This is a genomic window from Hymenobacter sp. DG01, from assembly GCF_006352025.1.
In the GTDB taxonomy this organism is placed as follows: Bacteria; Bacteroidota; Bacteroidia; order Cytophagales; family Hymenobacteraceae; genus Hymenobacter.
Genome location: NZ_CP040936.1, coordinates 546,056 through 559,555 on the forward strand (window position 1 = coordinate 546,056; position 13,500 = coordinate 559,555).

Below are 13,500 nucleotides of genomic sequence, written 5' to 3' on the forward strand. Positions count from 1 at the left end.
CCGCTTCTTACTATGATGACAAATTCCCCTTCCCAGACTCCTGAGTCGGCCTCCACTCCGGCGGGGGTACCGCGCCGTGCTTTCCTTCGCTATACGGGTGCCAGCCTCGCCCTGGGCGGACTGCTGTTGACCAGCTGCGACGACGACTCCGACAATGTCAATGATAACCTGCTCGATGTAGGCTCCGGCGACACCGGCATTCTGAACTACGCCTACGCCCTGGAACAGCTGGAGGCCGCCTTCTATGCCCAGATTAAAAACGGCGACTATTACAAAGGCTTGGGTGCTAACAGCGCCGAGAAACAGATTCTGGATGATCTGGCCCTGCACGAGAAGGCCCACGCCGATTTCTTCCGCGCAGCCCTTAACACCAATGCTATTAAGGCTCTGGAGCCTGAGTTTGGTGGCATCAACTTCAATGACCGCAACAGCGTGCTCACGAATGCCCAGGCATTTGAGGATCTGGGGGTAGCCGCCTACAACGGCGCTGGTCGCTTTATCACGTCGGCCGCCAACCTGGTGCTGGCTGGCAAAATTGTATCGGTTGAAGCCCGCCACGCTGCCCTTATCCGCGACCTGCGCCAGTACAACAGCTTCGTGGCCGGCGATGTAGTGGATCTGTTCACGCCCACCTCCGATACCTCGGCTCCGGGTGCGGGCACGGGCACGGGCAGAGAAAAGTCGCTGCGGCCGCAGCAAGTGCTTAGCGTTGCCAACCAGTTCCTGAAAGCTGGCTCCAAGCTGAGCGCCAACAGCTTCAGCTAGGCCACGGCTTCCGCGATTTGCACTACTGTTTTCCTACCCCCCCTTTAGACATTCACTCCATCATGGATTTACTGAAACTGATTTCTGACATTGAAAAAGTTGACCCGGAAGTTTACGAACGGCTGGACCCCCGCCGCCGCGTCTTCCGTCACTTTGGTATGGCCGGCAAGGCCGTAACGGCGGCTGTGCTGCCAGGCCTGCTGAGCGGCATTTTCCAGCGTGCTTATGGGCAGACCTCGGCCCTCACGCCCGAAATTATTCAGGTGCTCAACTTGGCACTCAGCCTGGAATATCTGGAATTCTATTTCTACGACAGTGGCCTGAAGGCTGGTAACCTGATTCCCAGCGCCGACCGTCCTGCTTTCACCACCATCCGCAACGATGAGTCGGGCCACATTAAGGTGCTGCGCGAAGTACTGGGCTCGAATGCCATTCCTGACCCCACGCGCGCTGCCTTCGACTACTCCGGGGGCCGGGGCACCAATCTGGGCCCGTTCGCGGCTGTCTTCACCGACTACAAGCTGTTCCTGGGCGTAGCACAGTCCTTCGTGGATACCGGCGTGCGGGCCTACAAAGGCGGCGCCCCAGTGCTGATGCCCAATAAGGATATTCTGGAGTCGGCTCTAAATATTCACTCCGTTGAGGCCCGCCACTCCTCCCACGTACGCACCGTGCGCCGTGGGGTAGAAACCGGCAACGCCAATGCTACCAGCGTACCCGGTGACCTGAATAACCTCAACCGCATTCCGAAAAGCTGGATTTCAGGTACCGACAACGGTGGCCCCTCGCCGAACACCAATCCCTCTACGGCCCTGGTGTACGGCCCTGGCAACCCGCCCGCCGACTACCCTAGCGAGGCAAACACCACCCAGGCTACGCTGGCCATCGTGAATACCACGGGGGGCATAACGGCTGCCGCTGCCTCCGAGGCCTTCGATGAACCCCTGGACCCCACCACGGTGAAAAGCATTGCCCGCAACTTCGTGAACAACGCAACCACTTTGTTCGTGTAGATCTGCGTTCAGCAAACTATGCTAAGCACAGTGCCCCTTTGCCGGTCAAGGCCGGGAAAGGGGCACTTCTGCTGTGTTTCTTTGGGTATGCCGCCACGTCAGAGCGTGGAGCCTCTACCTAAAGAAAGGTAGATTGAAATTTTTTGACCTGTCTGTAAGCGGGTTAGCCTCTTAGAAAAGATTCTTAGCGTAAAAAATACTCAGTAGGCTTGCAGGAACGACTGTTGGCATCTACTTTTGCACTCCCTTCCAGAAAGCACCACGCTTCGGAAAGGAAATGATTCTGTAGCTCAGCTGGTAGAGCAATACACTTTTAATGTATGGGTCCTGGGTTCGAATCCCAGCGGAATCACCACAAAAAGCCCCCGGTTGCAACCTGCAGCCGGGGGCTTTTGCTTTGAGGCAGGGGTAGGGCTTCAATGCGAGCCGACGCCAGCGCCGGCCCGCACCGGGTATACTTAGATTATTTGCTCTTGAATTTCTGGATGGCCTGCCGGGTGAAGTCGGACAGCACCAGTCGGCCACTAATGCCGGCGCGCTCCACCAGCAGCTGGTCCCAGTGCTCCGTACCGGCCCAGATAACTCGCTTCAGGTCCGTAAGAGCCTCTGGGTTGTAGGCAGCGAGCTTGGTAGCAAAGGCCAGCACAGCCGCATCGAGGGCTTCTTCGGTTTCCAGCACCTGGGCATATAGGCCTTTTTCCTGGGCCCATTCGGCCGAGCGGAATTCGGCCGCGTCCAGGGCCAGTTGGGCAAAGGCCGCGTTGCCAATCTTGCGCTCCACGGCGGGCCCTACCACAAACGGCCCGATGCCGACCACCAGCTCGCTAAGCTTGACCGAGGCCTGGGAAGTAGCAAAGCAGTAGTCGGTAGCGGCGGCTACGCCTACACCGCCGCCAATGGCCTTGCCCTGTACCCGGCCGATGATGATTTTGGGCGAGGTACGGCAGGCGTTAATCACCTTCGCGAAGCCCGAGAAGAATTCCAGTCCCTGGGCTTCGTTTTCAATGGCCATCAGCTCATCAAAGGAAGCGCCAGCGCAGAAGGTTTTGGCCCCCTCGCTTTTCAGGATGATGACTTTGGTGCCTTCCTGCCGGCCTACCCGCGTAATGGTGTCGGCCAGCTGGGTCAGCAGCGCGCCGGGCAGGGAGTTGTGGCTGGGGTGGAAGAAGCTGATGGTGGCAATGCCTTCCGGAGAAGTATGGGTAGTAACGGTTCCTGTTTGCATGTAGTAGCGATAATTGTCATCCTGAGCAGAGCGAAGGACCCTATCCCGTCTGAACGGTGCTCGTTCTCACAGCTTGTTCAAACGGGACAAGGTCTTTCGCTCCGCTCAGGATGACAGAAGGTTTATTTACTCTTGATTTCTCTTTTTCACCATCGTCAGGATGGTGGCTACGGCTACAGTTTCGCCGGTTTCGTCCGACACGTCCACCAGCCAGCGCACAATGCCTTTGGCTACGTCCTCGGCGTCGCGCTTTTCCTGGCCGATTTTCTCCTTTACCGTGAGCTTCACCCCGATGGTCATGCCGGGATACACGGGCTTGGTGAAGCGGCATTCATCGAGGCCGTAGTTGAGCAGCACTGGACCCTTGCGCGGGTCCACGAACATGCCGGCGGCCTTGCTCAGGATGTAGTAGCCGTGGGCCACGCGGCCCGTGAACAGCGTGCCCTCCAGAGAAGTAGCATCGACGTGGGCGTAGAAATTGTCGCCGGAAACTTGGGCGAAGTTGGTAATGTCGGACTCCGTGACGGTATGGCGGTGCGTAGTGTAGGTCTGCCCGATTTCCAACTCCTCGAAGTAGTGCTGGAAGGGGTGCTTGTCGCGCTCCGTTTGCCGGGCTTTGGGCTGATACACCTCCGTAATGGCGGTAATCATGGTGGGGGAACCCTGAATGGCTACGCGCTGCATGAAGTGCTCTACGCCGCGCATGCCACCCATTTCCTGCCCGCCACCGGCGCGGCCGGGGCCTCCGTGAATGAGCAGGGGTAGGGGCGAACCGTGGCCGGTGCTTTCCTTGGCTACCTCCCCGTTCAGCACCAGAATGCGTCCGTGGTGCGTAGCCGCGCCGAGCACAAATTCCTGAGCCGTGCGCGGGTCGTTGGTAGCCACGGAGCACACCAGGGAGCCTTTGCCCATGTTGGCCAGGGTAATGGCCTCGTCGAGGTTTTTGTAAGGCATTAGGGTAGCAACCGGCCCGAAGGCTTCTACCTCGTGGGAATCGGTGAACTTGAAAGGCTCGGGATTCAGCAGCACAATCGGCGACATAAAGGAGCCGGTTTTGCAGTCGCCGCCAATCACCTGCACGTTGTCCAGGTCGCCGTACACGATGGGGGTGTTCTTGGCCAGCTCCCGCACCTGCTCCCGCACGCGGTTGGCCTGGGTCATGTTCACGAGGGCCCCCATGCGCACGCCTTCCGCTTGAGGGTGACCCACGGTAGTTTGGCCCAGTGCCTTGCCCAGCGCAATCTGTACATCTTCCAGCAGGTTTTCCGGCACGATGGCCCGGCGGATGGCCGTGCACTTCTGCCCGGCTTTGGCCGTCATCTCCTTACGGATTTCCTTGATAAACAAGTCGAACTCCACGGTGCCCGGCACGGCATCCGGCCCCAGCACGGCCGCGTTCAGCGAGTCGGCCTCCATGGTGAAGGGCACGGCTTCAGCAATGATACGCGGGTGGGCCCGCAGCTTGCGGCCGGTTTCCGCCGAGCCGGTGAAGGTCACCACATCTTGGTAGGTGACGTGGTCCAGGATGCCCTGGCCGGTGCCGCACACCAGCTGCAAAGCGCCTTCGGGCAGAATTTTGGAGGCAATGATTTCGCGTACCACGGCCTCGGTGAGGTAGGCAGTAGGCACGGCCGGCTTGATGATGGCGGGCATCCCGGCCAGCAAATTCACGGCAATCTTCTCCAGCATGCCCCAGATGGGGAAGTTGTAGGCGTTGATGTGCACGGCCACGCCTTCCTTGGGCACCATGATGTGGTGGCCCATGAAGTTGCCGGCTTTCGACAGCGCAATCGGGTCCGACTCCACGTAGAACGGCTTATCGGGGAATTTGCGGCGCAAAGAGGCGTTGGCAAACAGGTTACCGATACCGCCCTCAATGTCAATCCAAGAGTCGGCGCGGGTGGCGCCGCTGCGATAGCTGAGGGTGTAAAAGTCTTCCTTTTTGCTGTCGAGGTGCAGGGCCAGGGCCTTAATCATGCGGCCCCGCTCGTGGAAGGTCATTTTGCGCAGGGCTGGGTTGCCGGTGCGGCGGGCGTACTCGAGCATGGCGGCAAAGTCCAGGCCTTCGCCGTTGGCAATGGCAATGACCTCGCCGGTGGAAGCGTCGTGCAGCTCGTGCTGCTCGCCCGTGCCGGGCATCCAGCGGCCCAGCGCGTAGTTTTCGAGGATGGGAGTCATATGGGGGGTAGGAAGGTAGGAGGTTTGAAAGGAGGGAAGGGGTAGGAGGCGGGGCAAGTGGTGGCTACGGAACTGGCGTATCTCTATCTCCTCGTTGGGGGACTAGGCTTGTTCTCTTTGGTAGCCTGATATGGTATCTGCATGTATCCAAGTTGCCGTTGCTCGAAAAACTACTCCTTTCGGCTGGGTGCTAAACGTTATCTGAAAGCGTGTTCCATCATGGATGATACTAAAGTCGCCAATGCCACCTCCGCTGGGAATAGTGCACTTGATCAACTCGGCTTGGATCAGGTTTAGAGACAACTGAACTGTATTGCATTTCCGTTGCACCCATTTGGTTGGGGCGTCAGCTGGAAAGTCCTTCAAATCGAAACGGAGCCTACATTGTAAGTCACTGCCACAGATAATAGCTACCTCATGTAATTGCACTTGCGCCAAAGATGGGGGTTCCGACGAGTAGATACTCGTTATAGTTTTAGGATTTATAATGTGCTCAATCCACATCAGAATAGTGCTTGTAAAAGTCTAGTGTTTGCGGGTAGCAATTCTAACTGAATCTATTCACCGAATCGGTAGAGATGCTTCGACAAGCTCAGCATGACGTGCTTCTAATCAATTTTGGTTGCTACTCGCCTACTTTCCGTTCGGCCCAGGTTTGGTAGCTGCCTTGCTGCACCGCGCGGTCGGCCGGAACCTCGCGGAGGGGCTCGCAGGGTTGCAAGGTGGCGTGGAGGTCAGCGGGCAGTTGCATGTAGATGTGGGTGCCTTCCGTTTTCCAGGCCAGCATCTCGTCACTCACCTGCCGGATGATTTTGTGCGGATTGCCTACCACCAGGCTACGCGGTGGAATCACTTCGTCGGCCTTAATGAAGCTGAGGGCTCCGATGATGCTTTCGTCGCCGATTTCCACCCGGTCCATGAGCACGGCGTTCATGCCCACCAGCACGTTGCGGCCCACGGTGGCCCCGTGAATAATGGCGCCGTGGCCGATGTGGGCCATTTCCTTGAGCCGGGTGGTAGTGCCGGGGAACATGTGCACGGTGCAGTTTTCCTGCACGTTGCAATTATCCTCAATGATGATCTGGCCCCAGTCGCCGCGAATGGCCGCGCCCGGCCCGATGTACACGTTGCGGCCGATGATGACGTTGCCCGTCACTGTGGCCTGCGGGTGCACAAACGCCGACTCGTGCACTACCGGAACAATACCATTAAACGAGTAAATCATACCTTCTCGATGATGGCCGCGTAGCCCTGGCCTACCCCCACGCACATCGTGATAAGGGCGTAGCGCTTGTTTTGCTTGTGCAGCTCCAGGGCGGCCGTGTTCAGGATGCGGGCCCCGCTCATGCCCAGCGGGTGGCCCAGAGCAATGGCCCCGCCGTTGGGGTTGATGCGCGGGTCGGAGCCTTCCAGGCCGAGGCCGCGCACGCAGGCCAGGGTTTGGGCGGCAAAGGCTTCGTTGAACTCAATCAGGTCGATTTGGTCGAGGGTGAGGCCAGCCTTTTTCAGGGCCTGCTGCGAGGCAGGCACCGGCCCGATGCCCATGGTGCGCGGCTCTACGCCCGCTACCCCCATGCTCACGATGCGGGCCCGGGGCGTGAGGTTGTGCTGTTTGATGCCGTCTTCTGAAGCCAGCAACAAGGCTGCCGCACCATCGTTCAGACCCGAGGAGTTACCAGCCGTAACGGAGCCGTTCTTGCGGAAGGCTGGGCGGAGCTTGGCCAACCCGTCGAGGGTAGTGTTCGACTTGATGAACTCATCCTCGGAAAACAGCACCGGCTCGCCCTTGCGCTGCGGAATAGCCACGGGCACGATTTCCTCGGCGAAGCGGCCGGAGTCGCGGGCCCGGCCGGCGCGCTGGTGCGATTCGTAGGCAAACTGGTCCTGGTCTTCGCGGCTGATATGGTACTGATCCACCAAGTTTTCGGCCGTTTCGCCCATGGCATCGGTGCCGTACATGTCTTCTAGTTTATCGTTGACAAAGCGCCAACCGAAGCTAGAATCGTACATTTTGGAATCGGTACCGAAGGCCTTGCTGGGCTTCGACATGACATAGGGCGCGCGGGTCATGCTCTCTACACCCCCGGAGATGAACAAGTCACCGTCGCCGCTCTGGATGGCGCGGGCGGCAGCAATGCTGGCCGAAAGGCCCGAGGCACAGAGGCGGTTTACGGTTTCGCCGGGTACGGAGGTAGGCAAGCCGGCCAGCAGCAGCGCCATGCGGGCCACGTTGCGGTTGTCTTCGCCGGCCTGGTTGGCGCAGCCCAGAATCACGTCGGCAATGGCAGCCGGGTCGGCGGAAGTGTTGCGCTGCAGCAGCTCCCGGATAACCAAAGCCGCCATGTCATCGGGGCGGACAGCGGCCAAAGTACCCCCAAAATTGCCAATGGGCGTCCGAATGCCGTCGATGATATATGCTTGGTTCATGTCAGTTATCAGTTTGTGAGTTGTCAGCCCGCTTGTCATCCTAAGCCCTGCGAAGGACCTCTACAGAGGGTAACTTCTTTAATTAGCCGGCGGGAGAGGTCCTTCGTCCCTGGCTTGATTCGCCACATGCTCAGTATGACAAGACTATTATAAAGGCGGCTACTCTTACACTATCTCGTTGCTGGTGCGGTATGCCGTGCCTTTGAATAGAGCGAGCAGCACGCCGTGTTGGTTGGTGGCGCGAATCTGGTACACGCCTACTTTGTGCTTGAGGCCTTCTTCCCGGGCTTCCACGGTAATCACGTCGCCGAGCTTGCCGGCTTCCAAGTAGTCGATGGTGACGGTAAGGCCGACGCTTTGGCGGCCGTGGCTATTGCAGGCAAAGGCAAACGCCGAGTCGGCCGCTGAAAACGTAACGCCCCCGTGCAGGGCCGCAAAGCCGTTGAGCATGTCGGGGCGCACGGTGAAATGCAGGCGGCAGTAGCCGGGGGCCACTTCATCTATTTCCAACCCGAGCAGTTTGCTGAACGCATCATGCTGCAGCATGCGGTCTTTTACGGCCTCGGCTTTGCTACTCGTGCTGGTCGCTTCCGATGGGCTCATGCTGGAAAAAGGTTTGGCCGGCCCGCACCATGCGACGCAGGAGCGGGCTGGCGCGGTAGCGGTCCTCGTGGTATTCTTCGTAAAGACTATCGAGGGTGGTCAGGACTGTATCTAGGCCCAACTCGTCGGCCCAGGCCAGGAGGCCTTTAGGATAGTTGACGCCTTTGGTCATAGCCAGTTCCAGGTCGGTGGGAGAGGCTACGTTCAGGGCCAGCGCATCCACGGCTTCGTTAATGAGCATAGCCAGAATGCGGTTCAAAATCAGGCGACCCAGCTGCTCGTCGGGGGTAGGGGCAGGCGGCACAGCTCCTTCGCGGTAGTCATAAAAGCCGCGGCCTGACTTGCGGCCGTAATAGCCGGCCTCGAACAAGCGCTTCTGGGTGAAGCTGGGCTTGTAGCGCGGATCGAAGAAAAACGACGTGAACACCGACTCCGTGACGCGGTAATTCACATCGTGCCCAATGAAGTCCATGAGGGCAAACGGACCCATGCGGAAGCCGCCCAGCTCGGTCATGGCCCAGTCGATGGTCGCCATATCGGCAATGCCTTCCTCCAGAATCCGGATAGCCTCGCCGTAGAAGGGCCGCGCCACACGGTTCACGATGAAGCCCGGCGTATCCTTAGCCAGCACCGGCAGCTTGCCCCAGCTCTGCACCAGGTCGCGCACCTGCTCGGCCAGGCCCGCCCGCGTCTGCACCGCTGGAATCACCTCCACTAGCTGCATAATAGGGGCCGGGTTGAAGAAGTGAATCCCGATGAAGCGCTCCGGTTTCTGGCAAGCGGAGGCGATGGAGGCAATGGACAGGGACGAGGTGTTGCTGGCCAGAATGCAGTCTTCGGACACCAGCATTTCTGCTTCCCGAAACAGCTGTTGCTTCACGCCCAAATCCTCCACAATGGCCTCCAGCACTAGGCCGCAGTCGTTGAACGTGCCAATGTCTTCAGTGAGGTGCAGACGGTTGAATACCTCTGCAGCAGCTTCAACCGTCAGCTTGCCTTTCTCGGCCAGTTTGTTCAGGCTGCTCTGAATAGACTGCCCGGCGCGCTGCAGGGCCTGAGTGTTCTGGTCGAGGAGGCGGACGGTGTGGCCTGCGGTGGCTACTACCTGGGCAATGCCGGCGCCCATGGCTCCGCTGCCGATGATACCGATAATCATTGGCCCGTGAAGCTAGGTTGACGTTTTTCCATGAAAGCTGCTACCCCCTCGCGGTAGTCAGACGTGTTACCGGCTCGCAGCTGGAAGTCAGCCTCGTAGCGCAACTGCTGGGTCAGGTCGTTGCTGAACGATACGTTCAGGAGCTGCTTGGTATAGGCCAGACCTTTGGTGGGCATGGCCGCCAGCTTCTTCACCAGAGCTAAGGCATCTTGCTCAAAGGTCTCGTCGGGGAAGGCTTTGTAAATCATGCCCATCTGCACGGCCTCGGCGGCCGATACCTTGTCGCCGGTCATCATCAGGGCCGAAGCGCGCTGCATGCCAACGAGGCGGGGCAGGAAGAAGGTACCGGCGCTGTCCGGAATCAGGCCAATCTTGCTGAACGCCTGAATAAACGAAGCCGATTCCTTGGCTACCACAATATCGCAGGCCAGGGCCAGGTTGGCACCCGCGCCGGCCGCTACCCCGTTCACGGCCGCTACCACCGGCTTTTCCAAGCCCCGAATCAGCTCCACAATGGGATTGTACAGCTTCTCCACAATCTCCGCTACTTCCGGGCTGTCGGGGCCCGTGATTTCCGCCAGATCCTGGCCGGCGCAGAACGCTTTGCCGATGCCCGTGAGCAGCACTGCGCGCACCTCCGGGTTTTGCTGGCACTCGCGCAGGTGCTGCTGCAGAGCCAGCGCTACCTCTTTGTTAATGCTGTTAAAAACCTGGGGCCGGTTGAAGCAGATAGTGGCTACGCCGCCATCAATGGAGAAAAGCAGGGAAGGAGAGTCGGACATGTAGGGCGGATTTTTTAGGACTGGTTCCCCTCCTCAGATGAGGAGGGGGTAGGGAGTGGTTTATGCTGGAGAAACAGTTTCTAAAGCTAGCATAGGAGGATGTTCAACGATTGATCAACCACCCCTAGCCCCTAGCCCCTCGCCGCTTGATGCGCGGAATCATCTGAGGAGGGGAACTAGCTTTTAGCTTTAATCAGGCGTGGCATTTGAAGTAGTCGAAGGGCTCCAGGCAGTCGTCGCACTGATAGTGAGCTTTGCAGGCGGTGGAGCCGAACTGGCTAACCAGGTGCGTGTGCTCCGACTTACAGAGCGGACAGCGCACGGCCGTATCGGCCCCGAACAGGTTGAGCATGTGGCCGGTAGCCGTGCCATCTACGGGGGGCGCAATGCCATAAGCTTCCAGCTTCTCGCGGCCCGCCTGCGACATCCAATCTGTAGTCCAGGCCGGGCTAAGCTGGTTGTGAATGTGCAGCTTGGTGATGCCCTCCGAAAGCAGCCGCAGCCGGATTTCGGTGGCAATGGTGTTCATGGCCGGGCAGCCGGAGTAGGTAGGCGTGATGGTGACGTGGACTTCCTCGCCCTCCACCCGCACCGCGCGCACAATGCCCAGGTCCAGGATGCTGAGCACGGGCACTTCCGGGTCGGAAACCTCTTCCAGCAGCTGCCAGATGTGCTCCTCAGTCGGTGCCGCTAGGTGCTCTACCATTGCAAGCCGGGGTAGGTACGTTGGAGATATTGCAGCTCGGCCAGCAGGTAGCCCAGGTGCTCGGAGTGGCGGCCGTCTTTGCCGCCCTTCTGCATAAACACGCCTTGCGGCACGGGCAGGGTAGCTTCCTCTAACACGCGGGCTACGTGGGCATCAATCTGCTGCTGAATGGCCGCGTAGTCGGGTAGGAAGCCAGCGGCTTGTAAGGCTTTTTCGGAGGCGGAGGGGGTAGTCAGCTCACCGCTGTAGCGCCAGAGGTTGTCCAGGGCTTTTTCCACGCGGCGGCGGCTTTCCTCGGTACCATCACCCAGGCGAATCACCCACTCGGCGCTCCACTTGATGTGGTAGGCGGCTTCCTTCACTGATTTCTCGGCAATAGCGGCCAAGTGCGCATCCGGGCCCGACTTCAACTGCTGCAGCAGGTGGTAGTGGAAGCAGTCGTAGATGAACTGCCGCACGATGGTGCCAGCGAAGTCGCCGTTGGGCTGCTCCACTAGCAGCGGATTCCGGTACTCCACGGCGCTGCGCAAATAGGCCAGATCATCTTCCGTGCGGCCTTTGCCTTCCAGCTCGGCGGCGTACTGGTAGTAGCTGCGGGCCTCACCTAGCAAGTCCAGGGCAATGTTGGCCATGGCCAGGTCCTGCTCCAGAATGGGGCCGTGTCCGCACCACTCTGAGAGGCGGTGAGCCAGAATCAGGCTAGTATCGGCCAGCTGCAGCACGAAAGCAAACAGGTTGGCCTGAGTTTCAGGGGTAAGGGCCGGGGTGGCCTGCGCGGGCATCGGGGAGTCCGTCATCGGTTACATGTGCTTGATGGAATCCGGCACCTGATAGAAGGTCGGATGGCGGTAGATTTTGTCGTTGGCCGGCTCGTAGAAAGCGGCCGCGTCATCGGGGTTAGAAGCGTGCACGTGCTTGCTCTCCACTACCCAGATGCTTACGCCTTCGAGGCGGCGCGTGTACACGTCGCGGGCGTTCTGGATGGCCATTTCGGCGTCGGCGGCGTGGAGGCTACCGACGTGCTTGTGGTCGAGGCCCTGCTTGCTGCGGATGAAAACTTCCCAGAGCGGCCATTCTTTCTGCGACATGTAAAAGGTAGGGTGAGAGGGTAGGCGGGTAAGGATTTAGGAGGGGTGAGGGGGTAGGAAGTGGATGCCCTCAAAGAAATTATCCGTCCTGCTGAGCTTAGCGGAAGCATCTCGCGAGCCAGAGGTGGGTGGGAACTTCAGCGTTTCAAGCCAAATGCCCCAGCTAGCTCAGCAGAACGGGTATCAATAAAAGTTAGGCGGCTACGGTAGCCGCTTCGCGCTGCTTGCGTTTTTCGGCGTGGGCCAGGGCGGCTTCGCGTACCCAGGCTCCTTCCTCGTGAGCTTGCACACGGGCCTGCAGGCGCTCCTTGTTGCACATGCCGTTGCCCTTCACCACGTTCCAGAATTCCTCCCAGTCCACGTCGCCGAAGTCGTAGCCCTGTTTGGCTTCATTCCACTTCAGGTTGGGGTCGGGCACCGTGAGGCCCAGGAATTCGGCCTGGGGTACCATCATATCCACGAATTTCTGGCGCAGCTCGTCGTTGGTGAAACGCTTGATGCGCCAGTTCATCGACTGAGCCGTGTTCGGCGACTCGGAGTCTTTGGGGCCAAACATCATTAGCGTGGGCCACCACCAGCGGTTCAGGCCTTCCTGAGCCATAGCCTTCTGCTCCGGCGAACCTTCGCAGAGAGTCTGCATGATTTCGAATCCCTGACGCTGGTGGAAGCTTTCTTCCTTGCACACGCGCACCATGGCCCGGGCGTAGGGACCGTACGAGGTGCGGCAGAGCGGCACCTGATTCAGGATGGCGGCGCCATCTACCAGCCAGCCCACACAGCCCATATCAGCCCAGCTAAGGGTAGGATAGTTAAAAATGCTCGAATACTTGGCTTTGCCCGAGTGCAGGTCGGCCAGCATTTGGTCGCGGGAAGCACCCAGGGTTTCGGCGGCGGAGTAAAGGTAGAGGCCGTGACCAGCTTCGTCCTGCACCTTGGCCAGTAGAATGGATTTGCGCTTGAGTGAAGGAGCGCGCGTAATCCAGTTGCCTTCCGGCAGCATGCCCACAAGCTCGGAGTGCGCGTGCTGCGAAATCTGCCGGATCAGGGTTTTGCGATAGGCATCGGGCATCCAATCCTTGGGCTCAATGCGCACATCGGCGTCAATGCGGGCCTGAAACTGTTCTTCCTGGGTGAGTTCTAGCGTTTCCATGCCTCTTTAACAAAGCTTAACTAACATTCGTTAGTTAAATGTAGAGAAAAGTTTGGTTTGTCAGTGTAGCCTTATGGTCTAATTAACTGATATTCCCCATTCCAACTGACCGGACTATGGCTACCATAATCGGTATCGTTGTAGAATAAACGTACTTTCAGGATACCGCTATCCAGTGTAATTTCGCCTTTATAGCCATAGTCTCCTCGTTTATGGAGAATAAGATGACCTGGCAGAGTTCCTCTGTCTGTTTGTGGCAATGGCAGTAGAATGCTATCCTTAAAGGTTTTGTTGAAAAGAGCAGACAGCGGGTCATGCACCATTCGGCGTCGTTGGCCGGTAAGTAACACAAACGGTTTGCCCGCTACTATCCTTAGCTCGGCTTTCGGATTGTTTCCAACCTTAGC

14 protein-coding genes and 1 tRNA gene are annotated in these 13,500 nt (G+C 58.8%); 3 read left to right on the forward strand and 12 right to left on the reverse strand.

The window, feature by feature from the left end:
• The first annotated feature begins 12 nt into the window (after positions 1–12).
• From FGZ14_RS02295 to FGZ14_RS02305, 3 genes are all read left to right on the forward strand, one after another.
• Positions 13–765 carry a ferritin-like domain-containing protein gene (locus FGZ14_RS02295; RefSeq protein ID WP_257883321.1) on the forward strand — a complete coding sequence of 251 codons (753 nt, stop codon included), beginning with the start codon at positions 13–15 and terminating at the stop codon, positions 763–765.
• Between the two features lie 62 nt (positions 766–827).
• Complete coding sequence (locus tag FGZ14_RS02300) at positions 828–1,778, forward strand: ferritin-like domain-containing protein (protein WP_139920794.1); 951 nt, start codon at positions 828–830, stop codon at positions 1,776–1,778.
• A 279-nt stretch (positions 1,779–2,057) separates the two neighbouring features.
• Positions 2,058–2,133: transfer RNA gene (locus FGZ14_RS02305), tRNA-Lys, on the forward strand.
• Between the two features lie 108 nt (positions 2,134–2,241).
• Here FGZ14_RS02305 and FGZ14_RS02310 read toward each other — a convergent pair.
• The 12 genes from FGZ14_RS02310 to paaA all read right to left on the reverse strand — a co-directional run bounded on the left by FGZ14_RS02310 (position 2,242) and on the right by paaA (position 13,093).
• On the reverse strand, positions 2,242–3,003 hold the full coding sequence (locus tag FGZ14_RS02310; protein ID WP_139920797.1) for an enoyl-CoA hydratase/isomerase family protein: 762 nt from the start codon (positions 3,001–3,003) through the stop codon (positions 2,242–2,244).
• A 126-nt stretch (positions 3,004–3,129) separates the two neighbouring features.
• The gene (gene paaZ / locus FGZ14_RS02315; RefSeq protein ID WP_139920799.1) at positions 3,130–5,181 is read right to left on the reverse strand and encodes a phenylacetic acid degradation bifunctional protein PaaZ; all 2,052 of its coding nucleotides are present in this window, start codon (positions 5,179–5,181) and stop codon (positions 3,130–3,132) included.
• Positions 5,182–5,283: 102 nt separating this feature from the next.
• Positions 5,284–5,685 carry an Imm50 family immunity protein gene (locus tag FGZ14_RS22305; RefSeq protein WP_139920801.1) on the reverse strand — a complete coding sequence of 134 codons (402 nt, stop codon included), beginning with the start codon at positions 5,683–5,685 and terminating at the stop codon, positions 5,284–5,286.
• A 121-nt stretch (positions 5,686–5,806) separates the two neighbouring features.
• Positions 5,807–6,406, reverse strand: a complete 600-nt coding sequence (locus FGZ14_RS02325) for a transferase hexapeptide repeat family protein (RefSeq protein ID WP_139920803.1) — start codon at positions 6,404–6,406, stop codon at positions 5,807–5,809.
• Complete coding sequence (gene pcaF / locus FGZ14_RS02330) at positions 6,403–7,608, reverse strand: 3-oxoadipyl-CoA thiolase (protein WP_139920806.1); 1,206 nt, start codon at positions 7,606–7,608, stop codon at positions 6,403–6,405. The genes FGZ14_RS02325 and pcaF overlap by 4 nt, the downstream gene beginning before the upstream one ends.
• Positions 7,609–7,773: 165 nt before the next feature.
• On the reverse strand, positions 7,774–8,211 hold the full coding sequence (paaI, locus tag FGZ14_RS02335) for a hydroxyphenylacetyl-CoA thioesterase PaaI (RefSeq protein WP_139920808.1): 438 nt from the start codon (positions 8,209–8,211) through the stop codon (positions 7,774–7,776).
• The gene (locus FGZ14_RS02340) at positions 8,180–9,367 is read right to left on the reverse strand and encodes a 3-hydroxyacyl-CoA dehydrogenase NAD-binding domain-containing protein (protein ID WP_139920810.1); all 1,188 of its coding nucleotides are present in this window, start codon (positions 9,365–9,367) and stop codon (positions 8,180–8,182) included. The genes paaI and FGZ14_RS02340 overlap by 32 nt, the downstream gene beginning before the upstream one ends.
• A complete protein-coding gene (locus FGZ14_RS02345) occupies positions 9,364–10,149 on the reverse strand; it encodes an enoyl-CoA hydratase-related protein (protein ID WP_139920813.1) in 786 nt (261 codons plus the stop codon). Before FGZ14_RS02345 ends, FGZ14_RS02340 begins: the two co-directional genes overlap by 4 nt.
• A gap of 193 nt (positions 10,150–10,342) precedes the next feature.
• Complete coding sequence (gene paaD, locus FGZ14_RS02350; protein WP_139920815.1) at positions 10,343–10,855, reverse strand: 1,2-phenylacetyl-CoA epoxidase subunit PaaD; 513 nt, start codon at positions 10,853–10,855, stop codon at positions 10,343–10,345.
• A complete protein-coding gene (paaC, locus tag FGZ14_RS02355; RefSeq protein WP_219601043.1) occupies positions 10,849–11,652 on the reverse strand; it encodes a 1,2-phenylacetyl-CoA epoxidase subunit PaaC in 804 nt (267 codons plus the stop codon). The genes paaD and paaC overlap by 7 nt, the downstream gene beginning before the upstream one ends.
• Positions 11,653–11,655: 3 nt before the next feature.
• A complete protein-coding gene (gene paaB / locus FGZ14_RS02360; RefSeq protein WP_110978045.1) occupies positions 11,656–11,943 on the reverse strand; it encodes a 1,2-phenylacetyl-CoA epoxidase subunit PaaB in 288 nt (95 codons plus the stop codon).
• Positions 11,944–12,136: 193 nt separating this feature from the next.
• The gene (gene paaA, locus FGZ14_RS02365; RefSeq protein ID WP_139920817.1) at positions 12,137–13,093 is read right to left on the reverse strand and encodes a 1,2-phenylacetyl-CoA epoxidase subunit PaaA; all 957 of its coding nucleotides are present in this window, start codon (positions 13,091–13,093) and stop codon (positions 12,137–12,139) included.
• Positions 13,094–13,500: the final 407 nt, after the last annotated feature.

Excerpts from the sequence above, each read along its gene's own strand:
- FGZ14_RS02295 (WP_257883321.1), top strand. The coding sequence starts at position 13 with ATGATGACAAATTCCCCTTCCCAGACTCCTGAGTCGGCCTCCACTCCG.
- FGZ14_RS02300 (WP_139920794.1), top strand. The coding sequence starts at position 828 with ATGGATTTACTGAAACTGATTTCTGACATTGAAAAAGTTGACCCGGAA.
- FGZ14_RS02310 (WP_139920797.1), bottom strand. The coding sequence starts at position 3,003 with ATGCAAACAGGAACCGTTACTACCCATACTTCTCCGGAAGGCATTGCC.
- paaZ (WP_139920799.1), bottom strand. The coding sequence starts at position 5,181 with ATGACTCCCATCCTCGAAAACTACGCGCTGGGCCGCTGGATGCCCGGC.
- FGZ14_RS22305 (WP_139920801.1), bottom strand. The coding sequence starts at position 5,685 with ATGTGGATTGAGCACATTATAAATCCTAAAACTATAACGAGTATCTAC.
- FGZ14_RS02325 (WP_139920803.1), bottom strand. The coding sequence starts at position 6,406 with ATGATTTACTCGTTTAATGGTATTGTTCCGGTAGTGCACGAGTCGGCG.
- pcaF (WP_139920806.1), bottom strand. The coding sequence starts at position 7,608 with ATGAACCAAGCATATATCATCGACGGCATTCGGACGCCCATTGGCAAT.
- paaI (WP_139920808.1), bottom strand. The coding sequence starts at position 8,211 with ATGAGCCCATCGGAAGCGACCAGCACGAGTAGCAAAGCCGAGGCCGTA.
- FGZ14_RS02340 (WP_139920810.1), bottom strand. The coding sequence starts at position 9,367 with ATGATTATCGGTATCATCGGCAGCGGAGCCATGGGCGCCGGCATTGCC.
- FGZ14_RS02345 (WP_139920813.1), bottom strand. The coding sequence starts at position 10,149 with ATGTCCGACTCTCCTTCCCTGCTTTTCTCCATTGATGGCGGCGTAGCC.
- paaD (WP_139920815.1), bottom strand. The coding sequence starts at position 10,855 with ATGGTAGAGCACCTAGCGGCACCGACTGAGGAGCACATCTGGCAGCTG.
- paaC (WP_219601043.1), bottom strand. The coding sequence starts at position 11,652 with ATGACGGACTCCCCGATGCCCGCGCAGGCCACCCCGGCCCTTACCCCT.
- paaB (WP_110978045.1), bottom strand. The coding sequence starts at position 11,943 with ATGTCGCAGAAAGAATGGCCGCTCTGGGAAGTTTTCATCCGCAGCAAG.
- paaA (WP_139920817.1), bottom strand. The coding sequence starts at position 13,093 with ATGGAAACGCTAGAACTCACCCAGGAAGAACAGTTTCAGGCCCGCATT.